Annotated in this window: 25 protein-coding genes and 1 pseudogene; 8 read left to right on the top strand and 18 right to left on the bottom strand. The window is 44.6% G+C overall.

Annotated elements, in window-relative coordinates:
- Window positions 1-12 precede the first annotated feature (12 nt).
- From PRIO_RS14010 to PRIO_RS13975, 8 genes and pseudogenes are all read right to left on the bottom strand, one after another.
- A complete protein-coding gene (locus tag PRIO_RS14010; RefSeq protein ID WP_046503001.1) occupies window positions 13-219 on the bottom strand; it encodes a hypothetical protein in 207 nt (68 codons plus the stop codon).
- 243 nt (window positions 220-462) lie between these two features.
- A complete protein-coding gene (locus PRIO_RS14005; protein WP_144412108.1) occupies window positions 463-1002 on the bottom strand; it encodes a hypothetical protein in 540 nt (179 codons plus the stop codon).
- A 64-nt stretch (window positions 1003-1066) separates the two neighbouring features.
- Entirely contained in the window at window positions 1067-1444 is a 378-nt protein-coding gene (locus PRIO_RS14000; RefSeq protein WP_020428467.1) for a hypothetical protein, read from the bottom strand.
- A gap of 756 nt (window positions 1445-2200) precedes the next feature.
- Window positions 2201-2366 (bottom strand): annotated as a pseudogene (locus tag PRIO_RS34835) (transposase); the annotation flags it as partial.
- 26 nt (window positions 2367-2392) lie between these two features.
- Window positions 2393-3388: a hypothetical protein gene (locus PRIO_RS33880; RefSeq protein ID WP_052741455.1), complete on the bottom strand. Its 996-nt coding sequence runs from the start codon at window positions 3386-3388 to the stop codon at window positions 2393-2395.
- A 512-nt stretch (window positions 3389-3900) separates the two neighbouring features.
- Entirely contained in the window at window positions 3901-4272 is a 372-nt protein-coding gene (locus PRIO_RS13985; RefSeq protein WP_082118097.1) for a nuclear transport factor 2 family protein, read from the bottom strand.
- 84 nt (window positions 4273-4356) lie between these two features.
- Complete coding sequence (locus PRIO_RS13980; RefSeq protein ID WP_046502994.1) at window positions 4357-4569, bottom strand: hypothetical protein; 213 nt, start codon at window positions 4567-4569, stop codon at window positions 4357-4359.
- Between the two features lie 176 nt (window positions 4570-4745).
- Window positions 4746-5819, bottom strand: coding sequence for a hypothetical protein (locus tag PRIO_RS13975; protein WP_052741454.1), 1074 nt, complete (start codon window positions 5817-5819; stop codon window positions 4746-4748).
- Between the two features lie 330 nt (window positions 5820-6149).
- On the opposite strand from PRIO_RS13975, the gene PRIO_RS13970 reads away from it, so the two are divergent.
- Complete coding sequence (locus PRIO_RS13970) at window positions 6150-6575, top strand: hypothetical protein (RefSeq protein WP_046502991.1); 426 nt, start codon at window positions 6150-6152, stop codon at window positions 6573-6575.
- A 508-nt stretch (window positions 6576-7083) separates the two neighbouring features.
- Here PRIO_RS13970 and PRIO_RS13965 read toward each other — a convergent pair.
- The 8 genes from PRIO_RS13965 to PRIO_RS13935 all read right to left on the bottom strand — a co-directional run bounded on the left by PRIO_RS13965 (window position 7084) and on the right by PRIO_RS13935 (window position 11360).
- Window positions 7084-7491, bottom strand: a complete 408-nt coding sequence (locus PRIO_RS13965; RefSeq protein ID WP_020426571.1) for a hypothetical protein — start codon at window positions 7489-7491, stop codon at window positions 7084-7086.
- A gap of 102 nt (window positions 7492-7593) precedes the next feature.
- Window positions 7594-7974 (bottom strand): LytTR family transcriptional regulator DNA-binding domain-containing protein, encoded by a 381-nt coding sequence (locus PRIO_RS13960; RefSeq protein WP_020426570.1) that lies wholly within the window; start codon window positions 7972-7974, stop codon window positions 7594-7596.
- Window positions 7975-7988: 14 nt separating this feature from the next.
- On the bottom strand, window positions 7989-8126 hold the full coding sequence (locus tag PRIO_RS34830) for a cyclic lactone autoinducer peptide (protein WP_020426569.1): 138 nt from the start codon (window positions 8124-8126) through the stop codon (window positions 7989-7991).
- Window positions 8123-8653: an accessory gene regulator ArgB-like protein gene (locus PRIO_RS13955; RefSeq protein WP_020426568.1), complete on the bottom strand. Its 531-nt coding sequence runs from the start codon at window positions 8651-8653 to the stop codon at window positions 8123-8125. The genes PRIO_RS34830 and PRIO_RS13955 overlap by 4 nt, the downstream gene beginning before the upstream one ends.
- On the bottom strand, window positions 8646-9185 hold the full coding sequence (locus tag PRIO_RS13950; protein WP_141639051.1) for a hypothetical protein: 540 nt from the start codon (window positions 9183-9185) through the stop codon (window positions 8646-8648). Before PRIO_RS13950 ends, PRIO_RS13955 begins: the two co-directional genes overlap by 8 nt.
- 252 nt (window positions 9186-9437) lie before the next feature.
- Window positions 9438-9911 carry a YhjD family protein gene (locus tag PRIO_RS13945; RefSeq protein ID WP_046502987.1) on the bottom strand — a complete coding sequence of 158 codons (474 nt, stop codon included), beginning with the start codon at window positions 9909-9911 and terminating at the stop codon, window positions 9438-9440.
- A complete protein-coding gene (locus PRIO_RS13940; RefSeq protein WP_020426565.1) occupies window positions 9908-11170 on the bottom strand; it encodes a DNA polymerase IV in 1263 nt (420 codons plus the stop codon). Before PRIO_RS13940 ends, PRIO_RS13945 begins: the two co-directional genes overlap by 4 nt.
- Entirely contained in the window at window positions 11163-11360 is a 198-nt protein-coding gene (locus PRIO_RS13935) for a hypothetical protein (RefSeq protein WP_020426564.1), read from the bottom strand. The genes PRIO_RS13940 and PRIO_RS13935 overlap by 8 nt, the downstream gene beginning before the upstream one ends.
- A 244-nt stretch (window positions 11361-11604) precedes the next feature.
- Between PRIO_RS13935 and PRIO_RS13930 the strand changes: the two genes are divergently transcribed.
- The 4 genes from PRIO_RS13930 to PRIO_RS13915 all read left to right on the top strand — a co-directional run bounded on the left by PRIO_RS13930 (window position 11605) and on the right by PRIO_RS13915 (window position 15536).
- Window positions 11605-12057 carry a MarR family winged helix-turn-helix transcriptional regulator gene (locus PRIO_RS13930; RefSeq protein ID WP_046502983.1) on the top strand — a complete coding sequence of 151 codons (453 nt, stop codon included), beginning with the start codon at window positions 11605-11607 and terminating at the stop codon, window positions 12055-12057.
- 21 nt (window positions 12058-12078) lie between these two features.
- Window positions 12079-12594 carry a spermidine/spermine N(1)-acetyltransferase gene (locus PRIO_RS13925; protein ID WP_046502980.1) on the top strand — a complete coding sequence of 172 codons (516 nt, stop codon included), beginning with the start codon at window positions 12079-12081 and terminating at the stop codon, window positions 12592-12594.
- 44 nt (window positions 12595-12638) lie between these two features.
- Complete coding sequence (locus PRIO_RS13920; RefSeq protein ID WP_020432382.1) at window positions 12639-13682, top strand: ArsR/SmtB family transcription factor; 1044 nt, start codon at window positions 12639-12641, stop codon at window positions 13680-13682.
- 147 nt (window positions 13683-13829) lie between these two features.
- Window positions 13830-15536, top strand: coding sequence for an ABC transporter ATP-binding protein (locus tag PRIO_RS13915; protein WP_020432383.1), 1707 nt, complete (start codon window positions 13830-13832; stop codon window positions 15534-15536).
- Window positions 15537-15636: 100 nt separating this feature from the next.
- Here PRIO_RS13915 and PRIO_RS36755 read toward each other — a convergent pair whose 3' ends face one another.
- Window positions 15637-15750, bottom strand: coding sequence for a YjcZ family sporulation protein (locus PRIO_RS36755; protein WP_208619445.1), 114 nt, complete (start codon window positions 15748-15750; stop codon window positions 15637-15639).
- Between the two features lie 207 nt (window positions 15751-15957).
- Between PRIO_RS36755 and PRIO_RS35545 the strand changes: the two genes are divergently transcribed.
- Window positions 15958-16185 (top strand): hypothetical protein, encoded by a 228-nt coding sequence (locus PRIO_RS35545; RefSeq protein ID WP_020432384.1) that lies wholly within the window; start codon window positions 15958-15960, stop codon window positions 16183-16185.
- Between the two features lie 365 nt (window positions 16186-16550).
- On the opposite strand, the gene PRIO_RS13905 is transcribed toward PRIO_RS35545, so the two are convergent.
- On the bottom strand, window positions 16551-17012 hold the full coding sequence (locus tag PRIO_RS13905) for a GNAT family N-acetyltransferase (protein ID WP_020432386.1): 462 nt from the start codon (window positions 17010-17012) through the stop codon (window positions 16551-16553).
- Window positions 17013-17171: 159 nt separating this feature from the next.
- On the opposite strand from PRIO_RS13905, the gene PRIO_RS13900 reads away from it, so the two are divergent.
- Together PRIO_RS13900 and PRIO_RS13895 are read left to right on the top strand one after the other, a co-directional pair.
- Complete coding sequence (locus PRIO_RS13900) at window positions 17172-18227, top strand: LacI family DNA-binding transcriptional regulator (protein WP_020432387.1); 1056 nt, start codon at window positions 17172-17174, stop codon at window positions 18225-18227.
- Window positions 18228-18362: 135 nt separating this feature from the next.
- A complete protein-coding gene (locus tag PRIO_RS13895; RefSeq protein WP_046502977.1) occupies window positions 18363-20798 on the top strand; it encodes a glycoside hydrolase family 94 protein in 2436 nt (811 codons plus the stop codon).
- Window positions 20799-20962 lie beyond the last annotated feature (164 nt).

The raw sequence follows: 20962 nt of genomic DNA, 5'->3' as shown, positions 1-20962 counted from the left end.
CGCCCTTTCTTTCTATGGTGATTCTTCTGCTTGTTTTACTACCTGCTCCACCTTCGACTGAAGATCAACCAATACATCTCCGATTTTTCGATCAATCTGCTGGAGTATTTCAATTTCTCTTCCTGAATGTAAGGTAAGCATGTATGTGATTACATTGACTGATTCTTCGACTGGATTTAATGCATCTACTAGCATTTCTATTTTTGGTGTAGCTTTCATTTCTTTCCTCCTTCCAGACAACATAAAAAGCCCTTCCTATAACAGGAAAGGCTTTTCTGCTTATATCGTATCAGGGTTTATATACTGTAGTACTACGGGTTTATTGGTATTACTTACCTATCTCGTTTCTCAATCGGTGTTTGTGCATTGGTTATGCGTAATTCTATAACTGTGATCATTGGTTACTTTTACCAGAGGATTCAAACCTTTTCGAGGGAATAAAAAGATTCCTGTAAAAAGGACTCAAAGTTCATCACCATATAATTCATTTACCCCTCCGGCATTCTTATAGGCCGAGAGAACGTTCTGCATTGCCTGTTTCTGCCGTTTACTCAAAACTATGTCTTCCTGGTACAATCCCCCTCCAATACATCGCACAATTGTTTTCTTAGCATTAGCCATAGCCTTTATCATTTTTAAATCATCAAGATAAACATCACTATCATAAACTTCCTGAACAGTGGTGTAAGAAAAGGACTTTTGTATTAAATTATCTGCATGATTAATTTCAAAGATTTGTCCATCAGCGTTTATCTTAATCCACTTTGTGTTGATCTGAGCTGTACCGATATAATTAACTACAAATCTAAGATCTGAGACAATACCTTCTTTATTTTTGATAAAGTAAACGTAAGCATCACTTTTACCTATGTTATCTATGGTTGTTTGTGCATAATATGCAGAGAATTCTTCTACCTCGTCCCTTTTTTCAATCAGACCAGATAACGCTTTTTTGACTTCTTCGGGTGATTTCGTAGGTTTAGGTGGTGTATTATTCGCCACATTTGATGAGCACGCGGTTAAGAAAATGACAGCAAAGAATAGTAATAATAGTCTCCTTCTCATTTTACTTTAGCAACGCAGCAATCTTCGCATCAAGATCTGTAAGTTGTTGCTGGAGTTTTGTCAGTTCAGTTTTGCGCTGCTCTAGAATTGATTTATCAACAGTACCTTGAACCTGTTGGGCCAAAGCACTGTTAGTACTTAAGTCTTTGACCTGTGCCTCATAAAGAGGTATTACATTCGTTTCCAGGTCAGTAATGTTTGCTTTTTTTTGCTCAATATCTGCACTAACCTTTTCTCGCTCAACCTGCAATTCAGGAACACTTTTCTGATCAGACGTCGCCGTTGCTGACGACCCTTGCGTTGTTTCGCTCATAATAATTTTCTCCCCTTCTACTTTAAGCCCCGCACCAGTAGCCTCCGCAAAACTTTTTTTTTCCAATTAAGCTTACTGAGTCCGCGAAAACAGACACACCTCCAAATAATAACGCCCCGACGATTACACCGGAAACAAACTTTTTCAACGTAAGCACCCATTTAGTAAAGATTCCCACTCTTATTATCGTCATAGAACGATAAAAGTTTCAACCTTATTTGGGGATATTTACTTGTGCCAGAAGAATTCCCGTAGCGCTCCAGAGTTTCAAGTTTCTTGATGTTGGGTCAAAGGTCATGTTGCTTGCCGCTGTAGTACTGCTGATTTTTTGGTCTAGGATATCCTGCAAGGTTGAGAGGGGGAATTGAAGATCGTTGATTCGCTCCCGTCCGATTCAGGACCGGCTGTTGATTACGTAATATTGGCCGCGTTCGTCCTTAATATGTCCCTTGAGGATTATCTTCTCCCGATAATCTTCAGAGGCCATTGGAACAAGGAATTGGATTTCGTAATCCGAATTAATTCGCCGCTTCCACGCTACATCATAAGCTTTCACTAGAGCTCCGATTGACACCATATTTTTATCATAAGATTGAAGGTGGCTCAAATAACATCATCCTCTCCTTAAGGAAAACTTTCCTTACGTATAAAAAAATAGCCCCCGGAGAAATTCCGAGGACAAAATTTATAATCACCCGTCAAACGGGTGGTTTGCTCTGAGGCTATAAGCCTTCTGGTGCCGGCTAGCGTCTGAAGGCGCTGGCTTTCACTTCGTTCAAGCCACTATGCCTTTGCCTCTTTTGCCTACCCCTTAAAGGGGTTCTAATACTCTTTTACACTCAGCTTATCCAGTGCAATATCGTAACTTTCCTGCTCCTGGATATACTTTTTAATCAAGCTTATCGAAGATCATCAGCGCACTTTTCCCTTTCAGATATCCCATAAAACTCGAGACGCTCATTTTCGGTGGAATACTCACCAACCTATGAAATAGTTATATTACCTTTTTAGATGCTAATTAGGCAGAAGTTGCATTTCTCCAATTACTATGTGCTCAACAGAGCCATTGTTTGCAGTGATGTTAATTCTATATTTGGAATACGCTTTTTCATTTGTAAATGAAAACTTCTTAGATTCGCTATATACCCAATTCGTTATATTACTTTGGGAATCAAGAACAATCCATTCCTGGCCATTCCATGCTTCGAATGTCCAAGTTTTAGGTGCTCTTGCAACGGACACCGTATTATTGGGTGAGTTTTGAGTCTGTAATGTATATGCTCGAACAACTTGAGGTGAGTGGAATGCATATTCTAACCATCCCGAAGTAATATTTTTCTCCGTGTGCCATCCTCTCCCACTCGATTCTATTGTATCGTTAAATGCCGTCCAAGCAGCATTTAACGGCGAGAACTCAGTGCTTGCACTCACTTGTCCACATGGGGCAAAATTACTTGTCATTGTGGGAACAAGGTCATTACCCTCGCCAGATGAATTACAAGATTTATTTGTCCAGGGCTCTCCATTGTTAATTAGTATCGTCGCATTCCCTTTAGCTCCATCAACCCATCCACCAGCTAAAATTGAAGAGCCTGTGGTATTTGAAACAATTTTCCCATAATAGACTCTCTCAGAGCAATTCTCATACATACCACCATAAGCAAGGTGGTAAACAACTGTAGTGTCCTTTTTAACAGTTGTAGATGCCCCTGGTATTATTTCAGATTCTATTCCATCGTAGCTTGTGCCTTGTGTATTAATCTCGTCTCCATTTTTCTTAAATAAATGAATACTGAGTTCCGCATTGTTTGTTAGACTTGTGACATTTAAGGAAAGCTCCATCACTTGTGATTTACTGCAAAAAGAATTTAGTGGAATGGTAAAATATATTGTATTACTATTTTCTCCTCCATCCAAGGAAGCTACTGCAAAGGATTGATCTTTAGACAAAATACCTACTGTTCCGAAAAGAATTACAAACGATAGCAAACATCTAACTAACTTACTCATAAATAAATCCTCCAAATCTAAAATTTATTATTTCTTTTTTCGCTACATACCTCCCCCATGTCATATTTCGGCACTCAGGAAGTTTTTCCCTTCTGAATTTCCACTCTGGAACAAAACTCTCCTGTCCCTTCACAACGGCCCCAGATACACCCGCATATTTCTTCGGCTGTTTCGAATCACCAGTAGCGTTAGACGGATTCCATTTTGTTTTCTCAAATTGATCTCATTTTATGATATTTCCTTTTTTGTAACCCTACTCTCCGGCACAGAATTCAATCATATTCATCCTTCTTATTTTGGTTTCTTATTTCACATCTTCTCCTGTTATATTCGTCTGATACATGGACTGCTGGTCTCATGACTTTGGAGCCTAGATATTTAGCAGCATCAACATTTATAATTCGATAAAATCCTTACCTTCGAAGTCAGTGAGTATACGGCTCAATAAACAAAAACAAACCCGTCAGGCATATTAAGGCTGACAGGTTTTGTTCTACTTATTGCAGTTGAATTTACTTGTAAGGATAATAGTGTGGTATTTTAGACTGGAACTCTTTTAAATTCACAATCAAGTTATCATTATTAAATTCAATTAATGATACACCGTCAAATTCCCCGACTTCTGCCTCATACTCACATTTAAAATACCATTCAACAGCGGTTAAATTACCTTGATGAATAAATTGCTTTATACTCCAAACAAAAACTGTTCCACGCTTATTCCAATCTTCAAACCAGCTTTCTATGGCGTGTAATCCGTGATATTCAGGTCCATAACATTCAGAATAGATAATGTCCGGGTCGAAGATTTTTCTTAATATAACATTGTTTTTGTTAATCCAGGATTCAAAATAACTTTCTATTATCTGTTCTCTTTCAATCATCGTACGCCTCCAATGATAGCCAAATAAATCCAACGTCGCCTTGCAGCAAATACAAACAGACATGTCAGGCAAAGGATGTAGCGCTCAAACATTATCATCCTTTTTGACAGACTCATAACGTTCACGAATTTCAAGGTTTTTTGCGTGATTGTATAAATCCAAAGCTGTAATTGCTCTGAGAGCAAGTTTAACAAATAGGATAAATGCAAAAATCCCTAATCCAATACATGCCAACCAAATCAAAAAGAAAAAGACACTGATTCCTCCACCATAAAACAATCCGGGTTGTGACACCATTGTTGCAAATCAACTCCTTCTTTAGAGTTTATTAACCGAGTATATTCCGTTTGGAACATTATGTATATGACGATAAGGAAAATTTTCCTCTACGATTAGAAATACCCCACCATTGCTGGCAGGGTACGGTAACTCCGTTATTTCTATTTTAGCTTGGCTGGAACAATGTGCAAATTCTATTTCGCAGAATATTCGTCTACACTGAAGGTTAGGATTTTATCAAATATCACGTAATCCTTCCGGCTGGTAAACGGTCCCTTGTTGTTGTCGTGCTTATCAATGACATACGATGCCTTCCCTGTACCGGCTTGCTTATTCTCATACCAAGTAATAAAGGCATTCACTTCAGCCATAGAAAGGTCGTATTCTTTTTCGGTACCGTTTGTCAGGTAAATCGTGAGAATCGCATTTCCGGTAACTGGCTGTCCTAATGGTATAGCCGATGCTTCATTCGAACTGATGCTTTCACCCGCTGCATTAACTGCGGTTACTACATAATAATATTTAACATCACTGGTAACGTTAATATCAGAATAAGTAGCATTTGTTACGCTAGAAGCAATTGTTTCATATGGGCCACCCGTTGTTGTCGATCTTTTAACATTATAACTCGTTGCATTTGTGACTGCAGTCCAACTGAGATTAATTTTCTCGATTGCTGCCGCTGCAGAAAGGTTTACTGGAGCCGATAAGTTAGTATTGATTAAATAACCGGTATCATCGATATCTATTGCGTCAAGACCAAATGGAGTATTAGTGGTAACCGACGGGACAAAGTTGTTCATAACAATTTCATGAACTCCGTATTTTAGATCTAATACTTCATAAGCCAATGTCTGCCAGTTGTTAGTCGTTGACGTATTATTAAGTGTAAAGCTATCTTTTACACCATCTACATAAATATCAACATTACTAGCCCTATTAGAACCACCAACTGCAATAATTCTGAATTTTGTTCCTACAAACTTGAATCTGACTTTACCTTTACTTGTAGATGGAATAGCACTATTAGAGTTTGGCGAAGCTGATCCGTTGTACAAATTAGCATCTACCCAACGATAACTTACATCATATCCATCAGTATACACAATAGCAGGATTCGTGTCGTCGTATCTTGTCCAACCAGCCTCTGGTGCTGTGAGTTTATCACCTACAGTTGCAGCATACGTATTAGTTTGTACTGAAAAAAACAATACCCCGACGAAAATAACCATTATTAGTTTTGAAGCTATACTCTTCCATTGTTTCACAAAACCCATCTCCTTTAATATGTATGCATCAAGCTTACACTAAAAAAAGGCGAACAAACAGTCTGTTATTCGACAATTATTTACAATACACTTAAGGGTTACGGAGGAAATAAGTGGATTTTTAAAAAATAAAACCCGCCATAGAGGCGGGTTATTTTCTGTATGCTCGGTAAGTGTGTTTTTTTGTATATTCCCTCACTACTATCTAGGTTTATATGATCATCAAGCAAAGTACAACTTAAATGTATATATTCATCAGGAATTCAGTCCAATCTATCCTTGCGGATTCACAATATAATAACGTATAACCTTGAAATGGAGTGATGATAAATGGCATCAATTATAAGTTATGGTTCACAGGCAAAAATCCCGTTAGACCCGTTTACTATTACTACAACGGTTGCTGGGATTCCTGGAGCTGGAGCGGAGATAGCCACAGCGCAAGTAAATATTAGCCCGGCTAATCCTGCCTCTTTCTCCAGTAGAGTCGAGTTAAATGGTAGCTTTAGTCTTACTGCACTTGCTAATAGTCAATTTTTTGCTATAATTCGGCGTGCTGGAGTTGATATTTATAGATCCTTTTATCGTTTTACTACAACTACTGATATTCAGATAAATGTTCTGTGGGTTGATGGTCCTTATCTTGGAGTCCACAACTACGAATTGGTAATTCAAAATGACAGCAATCTGCCTATAAATCTATTTGGACCCATAGCATTCACAGCAACTGCTATTGGAGGAGACGGCGTAATTTAAGCTATGGAACACGAAGAATTAAAAAATGAAAAATAAAAAAAGCCCTGCAGACCATTACGGCCGACAGGGCTTTTCATACATTCTAACTCCCTTTTGTTTAATAAGACTGTCTCCGAGCATTTTATTAGTGAAACTATGAAGATTTACACTGATGGTGTATATCAATTAGAAGTTTCGTTTGCTCCTGGAGAACAAAAGACGACTCAATTTTACGGTACCGTTGGTCATAGCCATAAAATCTACGTATACAACAGTAATGGAATAGTGAATGACTTCAATATTTCTGCCAGACAATTTTAAAAAAGCAGACTATATTTCTTTACAAGTTTCATGTAGCTATCAGTTTTTCAATCAAGTGGAAACGGCTACGCCGTCCTTTTAAAGGACGGGGTGTTTCAGCGAGAAATAGAAGGATAATTATAGCGTGAAACATATAAATTCTTATATTTGAACAAAAACAAACCCGTCAGGCTTCACACCAAGCCCGGCGGGTTTGCTTTAATCTCAATTACCCTATAGATACTCCGGAAAACGTGACTGGTCCAGTAACACTGGCAGTATTCAGCAAAATATTCAGACTGTTATTCGAAACACCTAAAGAATATCCATGATATCCCGCTGGAACGCTTCTCTCCAAATATGAAATAGAAATAGGTTGAATAGCCATTAAAGCAAGACCGTTAGCTCCAACATTAAAAATAGGTTGACCGTCCCGGTATAGGGTAAAGACTACACTCGGGGTGCCCAGAGTAGTTTGAAATTCAATTGTAGAATTTAATAGAACGGATCCGCTTGCTACGGTAGCCACTCCAAATTCAGCTAAGATTAAATTTTGTTCCGGTGAAAGAATAGGAATGGACAAGGTTTGGCTTCCTGTTGATGCGGTGCTGCTGCCTACATCTATGATTTGTGCCATGCTAAACTGCCTCCTCTATATTTTCTACTCATAGAGTATGCAGAGAGAGGAACATTGGATTGGACAGATCAGCGATAACCTCTACCCTATTTTTTCCTGTATCTAATTGAACACCACGGATGGATTTAGTTCTCCTACAAGTTGGCAAACTTTTTTGATGCCGCTTTTGGACATCGTGCAATATTTTGAATCCTTGGTCCGTTCGCGTTCGAAGTAAGCAACTTTCAGGAGACTGTTGATCTCCACGATGTTGTGGATGTTTATACTATTATTACGATCCGCTAAGTAAAAGGTGTACCCTGATGCATTTAAAACCCTTGTCCAATACTTTAGTGTACCGGTTGTGTAAAATACGGAGTCCAAAGTGTGCAATAATATGATGCTTGATGAGCTGTCTGTACCAAGAAAGATGATATCTTCCCCTTTTACAGAAACAAGCCCTGACTGTCCCTCCAGATCTTTAGTAGCGCTTATAATACTCATGCTAAACCTCCAAACTATTTCAGCAGTTCTTCGGGCACTTCCGGCTGGTTGATATATACAATACTGGTACTGACAAGCACAAGCAACGCGGCCATACCTGACAAAACAGACGCCAGTCCATATACCGCTTTACGCTGAATACTCTTGATCATATTGATTTCACCCCCCTCCAAGCAAGAAATAGAGTACAAGCCTGCGCGAAGAAGCTCGCTGCAACTACTGCCGAACAGAACAGCATATTAAAAATGATTAGGACGCCTGCAGCTATTTTGAGTTTTGGCCAATGACGCTTAGGTATACGGGTCTGCCGTTCAATCCCGATCGGCGCTAACCACAGTACAAGGACCAGGCTTACAGCGTTCAATATTTGAACGTACACATTACCGAGCTCCACAAATGATAAAAGAGTGAAGAGTGCCGTGGTGAAGATTACACATTTGGTTCCGGATTTAAGGTGTACTCCCCCGGACACTTGCCGCAGCAATGCGAATGAGATCAATATCAACCCGGCTTCAGTTAGGCGGCCAGTAAATAGAGAAATTAACAAAGTCAACGAGAGGATAGATAGTACATTTAGGACCACGGCTATTGCGAACTTGAGGACGGCGTGTGATGCCGGGTGATCGGGAACAATATTTTTGATTCCGGTTGCCAATCTTGTGGAGAGAATATCAATCAATGTCTTCCTCGGCCTCCTTTCGAATAGCGTAGTAGAGCAGAAACATCATGACTGAAGCAAAAAACAATATGTTCACAAACAAATCATTATAATAGAAGATGACCGAAACGAAGACCAGGAAGACTACGATCAATAAGACCATCAATATATCTTCGAATTTAAAACGGAGCCGTTCAAAATCGAACTTAAATCCCCAACCGGTTTTATACAGCCACACTGATAAAAGGATGGTTATTAACCCGCTTGCAAACTGCAGCAAATAACCGTTCGAAGTATCTCCTTGGGCAACTGCAATGGAGCCGAATAGCAGCTTGGCCAAGCCCGTTTGTAAAAAAGCGTATGCCACATAACCCAACACCGTTACAATGACTGACCAGATCAAGGGGATCTTCACCACAACCTTAAAAAAGATTGCAAACAGTAAAATCGTAATCAGCGGAACCAGGTATGAAAGTGAAAATTCATTTCGCATGATGTAACTCTGCAGATTAATGAGAAGCACCATAAATAAGGCTTTCCAGATATAATTCATAAATTTAAACCTGAACAGCGACATTATGAGACAATACACTGAAATCGTTTCAATTGTTGAAAATGCCATATAGCCAACAGGTTCCCATGACAACACACAACACCGCCTGACATAATTTTCATTCAATGCATTAATTATATATCCGAAAGAGGACTACCGTATAGTACTTATTCACTACAAAACCGGCCCGTCAGACGGGGTTACTCCAAGTACGCCCGAAGAACCCCCGCCAGCAGTTGGCGGGGGTTCTTCTTATTTCAGATGATCTCTTAATGCCGCCCCAAGGTCGGCTGTATATTGGGTCAGCCTTAAGCTGATCTCTGTACGCATAACATCACGGGTTAGCCCAAAGCGTTCCTGGTAGCCCCGGCAAAAGATTTTGTAATACACCAAAAATTCCTCCTGCTCATCCGCCAGCACTCTGATATTCCGCTGCTTCAGCTCTTTCTGCAGCTGATAGGTATCCTGCATGATCCGGCGCTGGATGGCTTGGCCGGCCATTGAATAGGCGCGTTTCAGAATGCTGCCGGAGTGCTCGAGCTCCTTGAGGCCCTTGCTGACCATAGTATCCATGTAAGGGAGCAGGATGAGGTCACGGACCATCGTCCTCTCCTCAATCGTTATCATTTTACTTCCGGCCTCACGCTGCTGCCCCTCGAACTGCTCAACATGCTCGGTCATGATCATTTTTGTTTTCCAGCGTTCATTGCCGTCGAGTTTGCTCATTTATAATGACCCCCAATCTGTTCAGCTCTCTCCCGGGCAACTCCGGATTCAAGTAAAGATGAAGCCCTGATCAAGGCTTGATTTCCATACCGGGCTTTAATTCCGTCGATTGCGTGTTCCTTATTGTAAGAGCGGGCCCGGTCATCGAACAGCGTAAGCTGAATCACACCGTCATCCGAAAGGCGGGACAACGTTATGGCTAAGCGCCCTACAGGGAGCCCGGACCAGTTGTCCATGAATAATGCGAGCGCGGCTGCGGCCACTTCATGCGTCAACGATGAAGGCTCCGGCAATGTCATCTGGCGCTCATAAGAGCATGAGCTCTCTCCGTCTGTCTCCAAAACGGAAATAGAGACCACCGACCCCATGTAACGATACCGCCGTGCCCGCTGGCACACCTCGATGACAAGCTCAAGCAGCACAACCTCGATATCCGTCAGCCGGGTATATAAATTCCAGCGCAGGGCCTTGCCATGCCCCACGGACTTGATCTGATGCCGTATTCCTGTAACCACAGGACTAGGATCAAGCCCCCGCGCGGTTTGCCAATAATACTCCGCCTGGATATCGCTCTGCTTGCCCATTGTGGTGCGCATTCGCTGCTTAAACTCCGGCAGCTCCATTCGTGCAATGTCTCCGATTGTGGATATACCCATGCGCCAAAAATTCCTGGTCATTCTAGACGCTACCATAAACATATCCTGCACCGGCAGTCTCCACAGGGTGGACTCTAACTGGTTAAAGGTAAGCTCGTATATCCCGTCCTTCATCTTTTTGGCGTAGTTATCTGTCGCCATTTTTGCCATGACTTTAGTGGAACCAATACCTATCCGGGTCCAGACACCTGTCGACAGCAAAACATGGTGCTGGATTTTTTGAATCATGTCTTTCAATGACCCTCCAAAGTAAGCAAGAGAGCCTGTGACATCCAGAAACTGCTCATCGATGCTGTAGGGCTCCACCAGATCGGTATAGGTCCGGTAAATTTCTGAGATCAGAAGCGAGACCTTAATGTAAGTTCCCATGCGGGGGCGTATAACAATTAGCTCCGGGCATTTTGCTAAAGCTTCACCTACACGTGAGGCCGTCGTTACGCCCTGTGCTTTGGCAACCGGGCAGGCTGCCAGTACAATGCCGTTCATTCTGGAAGGGTCTCCTACTGCAACCGGTCTATCTCTATATTCAGGATGGGCGGCTTTCTCCACCGAGGCATAAAAGGCTTGGCAGTCGGACAGCAGAATGACACGATCCTTAGGCATAGCGCTTCTCCCCTACCCGCCGCCAAGCGAGGATATTGGCAACAATAAATACGCGGGGGGCTCCGGCAGTAAGACAATGGGCCCGGAGCCGGCCGTCCCTGATGCCCACAACTTCAATTTTCCGCTGAGATAGGGTTCCCAGCTTGTCCATATATACAATTTCGATCAGTTGACCGTCTCGAATCCGCATAAGATCCGCCTCCACTACAGGAACATTTGTTTGTATTATAACCAAACATACGTTCTATAAACAACAAGTAAGATATTCTTAGGCTGGGATAAAAAAGAAACCAGAACCTCCGCCCTTCCTGTACAGCAAAGGTGGAGTTCCAGGATTAATCTTTTTTGTTGCAAATGCAATAAAGTTAGGTTAAATTTAATCTGTCCTGCTTTTATTGCATTTGCAACAAAAACATCTGCTAAGGAGTTTAATGATGAAGGAAATTCTTCGGGAAATCGGAATGATAGCAAGGGCACTGGATTCCATGAGCAATATAGAATTTAAAGAATATGACCTTACAAAAGGGCAGTATTTGTACCTTGTGCGGATATGTGAACATCCAGGAATCATCCAAGAAAAGTTAGCTGAGATGATAAAAGTAGACCGGTCAACAGCAACCCGTGCTATAAAAAAACTTGAAATTAACGGTTTTATTGAAAAAAAGGAAGACAAACATAACAAAAAAAATAAAAACCTCTTTCCAACAGAAAAAGGGCAGCATGTTTATCCTTTTATAAAAAGAGAAAATGATCATTCCAATCTGGTTGCACTAAGGGGATTTTCCGAAAGTGAATTAGAAACCATGTTCACTCTGCTTCAAAGAGTAAGAAAAAATGTAGAAAAAGACTGGGAATTTGTAAAAAAAGGAAACAAGAGAATTTATTAATTATAAAGGAGCGCTATTTAAATGACTATACACATAAAAGCATGTGCCCTAAAAGATTTATGCCAGCTTCAAGAAGTCAGTTATGAAACGTTTAAGGAGACGTTTAAGGATCAGAATTCACCTGAAAATATGAAGGCCTATTTGGAAAGGGCATTTAACTTAAACCAATTAGAAAAAGAATTATCCCATATTTTTACGCAATTCTTTCTGATTTATTCTAATCATGAAGCCGCCGGATATTTAAAGGTAAATACCAATGAGGCCCAGTCTGAAGAAATGGGTGATGAAGCGCTGGAAATCGAGAGGATCTATATAAAGCACAAATTTCAAAAACACGGGCTGGGTAAAGTGCTGCTAAATAAAGCCTTAGAAATTGCGGTGGAACAGAATAAAAAGAAAATCTGGCTGGGCGTATGGGAAAAGAATGAAAATGCGATTGCGTTTTATAAGAAAATGGGGTTTGTCCAAACGGGGAGCCACTCTTTTTATATGGGTGATGAAGAACAAATCGACATTATAATGACCACAGACATATAATAGATTAGACGAACACCAAATTCTACTAATAAGTTGGAGGCGCCATGAACCTCGATATCCGGGAACAGCTCGATCCTCTTTTTGAAATAATGGGCTTGCTCTATGTCAGCAGCAACGGGAAACAGCATAAGGAACAGACGATCATTGAGCTGGACAAATTCGGCATAGACGGCGAGGCCTTTTACAATAAAAATCTGAAGGTCATCGACAAATATGTCCAGGCCTTTCAAAAGCATCAGATGATTGAGGACAGTGACCGCCTGTTTTTTACGGATGAGACGTATTTCTCTGTGCTGCTGGCTCTGCTGTGTGAAAATGCCAACTGGCTTACGGAGCTTGAAGAAGTGTCTGAAGACCGGATCCGGGAGGCGCTGCTTCAGGTATTGATACAGGAACACAGTGAGCAGCACAGTTCTGCCGTTGAGGGGCCGCAGCTTCATGTACGTTCATTGGATGAGATCATTAGCTTTCTTGAGGAGTGTCCGTTTGAGGAAGGCGTGAAATGGAAGCTGATGAGCTTGCTGCAGCAGCCCCGCAAACATATGTCGGCGCTGGTGAGTGCGGTAACCAGGAATCTCCCCGCTTTTGAACATGCCTGTAAGGAGGTCGAAAAGCCGCTTGGCAAGCTGATTCCCAAGTTAGTGCAATCGATTCATGAGAACGGTGATAAGCGGTTTCTCAAGCTCATTGAGTTTTTTACCCGGAACAGTACTCTCCATCCCACTTTGATCATGCCTCTGGGTCAGGTGATGTACGTCTCGCAATGCTATTGCGGATTGTATGTAGCTTCACTCCCCATCTCCGGTAATTATATTACCGATTCCAGAGAATACCTGCTTATGCGGTTAAAGGCGCTGGCCGATAACAGCAAATTGCAGATCCTATCTTCACTGAAGGCCAGTCCCAAATACAATCTGGAGATCGCTGAACAGTTAGGGCTGTCGGCTGCTACAGTATCCCATCATATGAATGTGCTGTTGGCTAGCGGGATGGTGGGTATTGACAAAAAGAACAGTAAAGTCCACTACCATTTGGAGACGGACAATATAAGGCTTTTGATTGATGAACTGGAACGGTATCTGCTGTAAAAGCAAAAGGCTTCCCGCAAGGCTGCGGGGAGTTTTTTTATAACCGTAAATTCGATAACTAACTTATATATTTGACCATAATCTAATTTATATGGTATATTTCATTTATTATTTTACCGCAATCTAACTTAGGGAGTGGAAAATGTTATGAAACAAGCGGTCCGCGAGCACAAAGTACTGCTTACCGTTACACTGTTATGCAGTATTCTCACCTCAGCAGCGGGAGTACTCATTGCTCTCATCCTGCAAAAGGTGATTGACGCTGCTTTGCAGGGAGACAGACAGCTTTTCCGGGAAATTCTGCTGCTGTCGGCTGTTTATTTGCTGCTTTTGGGGGTGTTCGGATTTATCTATTCGCTGTGCAGCAAAGCTTTGATCCGCAATGTGACGATTTCACTGCGCGAGCGGGTGTTTCGCGGCGTATTCGGGCAGAAGCCCGAAACCTTCTCAGCAACCAATACAGCTGATTATTTGTCTGCACTCACCAATGATATCAAGCTGCTGGAGGACAACTATATCCAGCCTATGCTGCAGGTTCTGCAGAATGTAGTGGTATTTGCTGTTTCTTTGGGGATACTGCTCTATCTCAGCCCCTTGGTGACTGTGATCCTGATTGGATGCATGGTGCTCATGTTTGCCATTCCCTCTCTATTCGGCAAAGCGCTGCAGCATAAGCAAAGTGAAGTCTCCAGCCAAATGTCCGCGTTCACCGCAAGCCTGAAGGATTTATTATCCGGGTACGAGGTGATTACATCCTACGCTATGGGCAAGTATGCCGGGGACACCTTCAAACAGCAGAACCACCGGGCCGCCGGGGTCCGGTTTGCCGCTGACCGGCTGTTCGCCTTCAATGAAAGTGTGTCCCAAACTTTAGCGATTCTGACACAGTTTGCAGTTGTTTTTATTGCCGCCTATCTGATCATTACCGGCAGGCTGTCCGCCGGAAGCCTGGTCGCCCTGGTTCAGCTAAGCGGCGGTTTTGTGGGTCCGATGCTGGCCATCATGGAGAATCTCCCCAAAATCCAGGGGATTAAACCTGTTCGGGAACGCATCGATTGGCTCACCGGAGAGAAACAGGAGCCGGATGCAGAAGGACTTCCTCCTGTATTTAACAGCACATTGGAGGCCCGGCATCTGCAGTTCAGCTACAAACCGGGAAATCCGGTAATACAAGATATTTCCCTTAGTCTGGAGAAAGGAAAAAAATACGCGCTGGTAGGTCCCAGCGGCTGCGGGAAATCAACCCTGGTCAAATTGTTGACGGGGTATTATGACCGCTTTGACGGTTCCATTGAGCTTGACGGCACGGATGTGAGACGGCTTGACAGGGAGAAGCTGCAGCAAATGGTCTCCACCATCCATCAGAATGTATATATGTTTGATTCCGATATCAGGCACAACATATGCCTGCATGAGGAGTTTTCGGAGCAAATGCTGGATACGGCCCTTCACACCAGCGGAATTCATAAGTTTTTGCAGAATACACCGGATGGCCTGCTCTCCCCTGTCGGAGAGAACGGTCTGCAGCTGTCGGGAGGCCAGCGGCAGCGGATTGCCGTCGCCCGGGCACTGATCCGCAATAAGCCGATTCTGGTCCTGGATGAAGGCACCTCGGCTATTGATATGCAGACCGCTTACGAAATCGAGAGCAGATTACTGAAGATTAATGAGCTGACCCTGATTACGATCACCCATAATATGAATGAGGAGCTGCTTGGCTTATACGACCAGATTATATATATGGAGGATGGGCAGATCGCCGAGACGGGAAGTCTGGAGGAGCTGCTTAAGCAAGGGGGCAGATTCAGAAGCTTTTATACTTTGGAAAAAGAACTGGTCGGCACTGCCGGGTAATTCCGTCCAGCTTCAATCAAAAGCCGCCAGCTTGAGAGCTGGCGGCTTTTGGCCTGCAGTTGCAATGAGCGTTAGCAGCAGTGAGTTGTAGTAATCAAGCTTACAGCAAAATAGTTTTGGAGATGATTACCAGCAAAATGAACAGAACCAGGATAGCACCGGTAGAAGTAAATGCGCCATATCCGCCGCCGTATCCGCCAACATTTTCACCCATAATTCAATTCCTCCTTAAAATAGAGTACAGCTTAGAATATGCGGAATTCCCCCATACGCTTGGGCATACAGGAAATGGCTATACATTTAGGCCTATCCACGTAAATAATAACAAAGATGTAACTTTAATGACTGTTAATGATTGCTAATTCGGTTTAAATAATTAATACAAAGTATTTTAGAGATAGAAGCAAGGGATGTGGACGAAATGAAAAAAAAGGACATTCAGCTCGCACTCGTTACCAGTATGTGTCAACGTGTTCATCTGGTAAGCGGAGAAACTTATACTGGAAAATGTGAAATCAATCCTGTTGCCGATGTTTTGGAGGTTTCGACCCAAGAAGGGCGGCTTACGCTCCCTTACTGGACCATAAAACGTTTTGTCAGCTTTAATCCCAGAGGTGAAATCAATGAGCAAACTCAAACGATCCGATAAAGCAGTCGTCTCTTTTTTACTCGGACTGGCTTCTTTGCTGATTATCGCATTTTTTATCATCCGTTATATTGTTCAAAATGTATCGTTTGCCCCCTAAGCCCAGGCTGCGCCCGGACGTGGCCTTTCTTCTGCCTGCATCGGCCGGCAACATTCTCATGATATCCCAACCCCAATGCTGCCGAAAACTAAAAAGGACCCTGCCGGTAACCGGCAAGGCCAGGTGCATACAACAGGTGTTACTCCTACTATAACGGGTAATTATTAAGGGAGTGTATGAAACTTTCAAATTTTTTACCGTATAGAACGGGACTTTCATTAAGCATAGCCTCATGTCTACCATCCAAATTCCCCTCGGCTGCCTCCTTCTAATCCAGCCTATATTCAAACTCCACCTCATGCCGCACCGGAATGCCGTCATACCCAGTTAGCGGAATCGACGGCTTGAGCTTTCGGGCTTCCGTAATCGCCTCTCTATGCACCGCTGTAAGGTCGAAGCCTCTTTTCTGATAAAAGCGGATGGCCTTGCTGTTGTCGTTTGAGGTAATGAGCCATACTCTGGTGCACCCCGCACGGGCTGCCTCTTCCACAACCCGTTCGATTAACCGGCTGCCCGCCCCGATATTCTCAGTCTTGCTGTCCAGAGAGACGATTTCGCATTCCCCGTCCCGGCAGCAATAATAAATGGCCGCATGCACCTTGCCGTCCAGCACAGCGCAGTATCCGGGCAGCTCTGCCAGCTTATGCATCCGTCCTCTGGATACGATGACTGTTCCGCTAATCTGAAGCGCCGCTTGGCGGGTGGCGGAATCTATTGCCTGAATAAGCATCTCTCCTCCTCCTCTCTGCCTTTCTTTTTTCCTGCTGCATTTATTTGTAACGCAGATCAGGAGATTGGGCAAGCAAATTTCTTGGACCGGGTGATTGATTTCCGGAGGGTTTTATTTTACAATGGGTTCATAAACGCGCGTTTACGTAAAGGGGGCATTATGCGCAGCGAAGATATAGCAAAGCTCGCCGGGGTATCCCGAAGCACGGTTTCCCGCGTGATCAACAATTATTCCAACGTCCCTGAGGAGACCCGGGCCAAGGTGCTGAAGGTGATTGAGCAGCATCAGTACGAACCCAACAGCTTCGCCCGGGCTCTGGCCGGCAAGAAGACCGACACGATCGGGCTTTTCGCTATCAGCATGAATGAGAAAGAGAATGCGACCCGGATTTATCAGAACAATTACTTCGCGCCTTTCGTTGATGCCGTTGTCGACACTGCGAATGCCCGCGGCTGTTATGTGCTGATCCACACCGTATATTCTCCGGACGATTTCCTGAAGGTGAAGCAGGCCTTCCTGCAGAAACGGATTGACGGCGGCATTATCGTCGGCACCCAGAAGGATATTGATATCGTGCGGGAAATGGTCAATCTTGAATTTCCGCTTGTGCTGATCGATTACGACATTTCGGAGATTATGTCAGAACATCTGGACCGCAATCATCTGGCTATCGTGAATTCCAAGGACTATGAGGGCACCGTCGAAGCGATTGAGTACCTGATCAGCCTGGGCCATGAAGAAATTGGCATGATCTGCGGGCGCATGAATACGTACTCCGGGCGGGAGCGTTACATGGCATACGAGGATACGCTGAAGAAGCATGGATTGGCGCTGAGGGAGAGCTTCATCCTGCAGGGTGATTTTCTCAAAGAGACCGCTTATGAAGAGGTCACGAAGCTGCTGGCTTCCGGCGCTGCTCTGCCGACCGCCTTCTTCTCCGCCAACGATGACATGGCTATCTCTGCAATGGAAGCGTTCTCTGAACACGGAATATCCGTACCGGAGGACATCTCCATCGCCGGATTCGACGATGTGCAGCTGGCTTCACGCATTCATCCGAAGCTGACCTCCGTCCGTCTGCCGATTTATGAAATGTCCAAGGCCGCAGTCGAAAAAGTGATTGAGCTGTGCGATTCCCGCCAGCCGACCTTCAGTACCATCAGCTTCCCGGCCAGGCTTGTCCAGAGAGATTCCTGCCAGCCGCCGAAGATCTGAGGCTTCCATGGCTGGATACCATTTTCCTCTCCAGCCCTACAAATTATTTTCATTCCGAGAAACTCCCTTTCCCCCGAGGGATTTTTTCTCAGTCTTGTAAACGCGCGTTCACAATTGAAAGGAGACTATTCTCTTATGAAATTCGGAACCTTTGACGACACTCGCAAAGAGTACGTAATCAACACTCCTAAAACGCCTTACCCATGGATTAACTACCTCGGCAACGAGCAGTTTTTCGGCCTCATCTCCAATACTGCCGGCGGTTACACCTTCTACCGGGATGCCCGTATGAGAAGACTTACCCGTTACCGGTATAACAATATTCCGCTGGACACAGGCGGACGCTACTACTATCTGTATGACGGCGGTGATTTCTGGACCCCGGGCTGGATGCCGGTTAAGCGCGACCTCGATTTCTACGAGTGCCGTCACGGTCTCGGCTATACCTCGATCACAGGCGAACGTAACGGCATTTCCGTGAACCAGCTCGCTTTTGTACCGATGGGCCACAACGCCGAAGTGCACCGGCTGGTGGTTAAGAATACCGGCTCCGCGAAGAAATCCGTGAAGCTGTTCTCTTTTGCCGAATTCTGTCTCTGGAATGCCCAGGATGATATGACCAACTTCCAGCGCAACCTCAGCACCGGCGAAGTTGAAGTCAAGGATTCCGTCATTTACCACAAAACCGAATACCGCGAGCGCAGAAACCATTACGCTTTCTATTCTGTGAACAAACCAATCGACGGCTTCGATACCGACCGTGAATCGTTCCTCGGCATGTACAACGGCCTGGATAACCCGCAGGCGGTTGCAGCCGGTGAAGCCGCCAATTCCGTAGCCAGCGGCTGGTCGCCGATCGGCTCCCACGCCCTGAACATCACGCTGGAGCCTGGCGAAGAGCAAAGCTTCATCTTTGTGCTCGGCTACATCGAAAATCCCGAAGACGAGAAATGGGAAGCGCTGAATGTCATCAACAAAAAACCGGCGCTGGCTGTCATCGAACAGTTCGCTACAGACGCCCAGGTGGATGCTGCTCTTGCAGTTCTGGCTGCGCACTGGGATAACCTGCTGTCCAAATATCAGATCCAGAGCGGCGACGAGAAGCTTAACCGCATGGTTAACATCTGGAATCCATACCAATGTATGGTTACCTTCAACATGTCCCGTTCGGCATCCTATTTTGAATCCGGGATTGGCCGCGGCATGGGCTTCCGTGACTCCAACCAGGACTTGCTCGGGTTCGTGCATCAGATTCCTGAGCGGGCCAGAGAACGTATCCTGGATATCGCGGCTACCCAGTTCGAAGACGGCAGCGCGTACCACCAGTACCAGCCGCTCACCAAAAAAGGCAACAACGAAGTCGGCTCCGGCTTCAATGACGATCCGCTCTGGCTGATTTCAGGAACCGCTGCCTACATCAAGGAAACCGGCGACTATTCCATTCTGGATGAGCAGGTTCCTTTTGACAGCAATCCGGACAATACCGCTACCCTGTTCGAGCATTTGAAGCGTTCCTTCGAACACGTCACCAACAACCTCGGACCGCATGGCCTGCCGCTGATCGGACGCGCAGACTGGAATGACTGTCTGAACCTGAACTGCTTCTCCACCGAACCGGGCGAATCGTTCCAGACGACTGAGAATATCGCAGGCGGCATAGCGGAATCCGTGTTTATCGCAGGTCTGTTCGTCTTCGTTGGACCGGACTATGCCGAAATCTGCCGTATGCGCGGACTGGACGATGCAGCTGCGGATGCAGTTGCGAAGATCGACAATATGCGTGAAATCACACTGACCCACGGCTTCGACGGCGACTGGTTCCTCCGCGCTTACGATCACTACGGCGACAAGGTCGGCAGCAAGGAAAATGAGGAAGGCCAGATCTTCATCGAGCCGCAGGGGATTTGCGTAATGGCCGGTATCGGGGTAGAAGACGGTCAAGCGGCCAAGGCCCTGACTTCCGTACAGGAACGCCTGGATACGAAATACGGTATCGTTTTGCAGCAGCCGCCTTACTCCAAGTACTATCTGAACCTGGGTGAAATTTCCACATACCCTCCAGGCTACAAGGAAAATGCGGGTATTTTCTGCCACAACAACCCATGGATCATGATTGCCGAAACCGTGCTGGGCCATGGCGACAGAGCTTTTGAAATCTATAAGAAAATTGCTCCGGCTTACCTGGAAGACATCAGCGAAGTTCACCGTATGGAACCGTACGTGTACTCGCAAATGATCGCAGGTAAAGATGCCGTACGCCACGGGGAAGCGAAAAACTCCTGGCTGACAGGTACCGCTGCCTGGAACTATGTGGCGATCACACAGTCGATTCTCGGAATTCAAGCGGATTTCGCCGGTCTGAAAGTAGATCCTTGTATCCCTGCAGCGTGGGACAGCTTCGAAATCACCCGCGTCTTCCGTGGAGATACTTACGTGATTCAGATCAAGAATCCGAACCATGTCTCCAAGGGCGTAGCCAGCCTTACCCTCGACGGCACAGCCGTAGGAGGCAACATCATCGTCCCTGTGGGCGACGGCGCTGTGCATCATGTCGTTGTAGAGCTGGGCTAATTAACTTCTGCTCCGCCAGTGCGGTTTTGTAAAGGCAACCGGGCTTCTCCTTTTGTATAGGGGAGCCCGGTTTGTATTTATCTCTAAACGATGTTAATCTACATCATAGAGATGCATACAAAGGAGCATAAGCTTATCATGTGGATTACTCTGTAAAGATTAAC

Origin of the sequence: Paenibacillus riograndensis SBR5, from assembly GCF_000981585.1 — a bacterium.
In the GTDB taxonomy this organism is placed as follows: Bacteria; Bacillota; Bacilli; order Paenibacillales; family Paenibacillaceae; genus Paenibacillus_AQ; species Paenibacillus_AQ riograndensis.
Note: the sequence above shows the minus strand (reverse complement) of the source record. Positions and strands in the feature narration are given on the sequence as shown.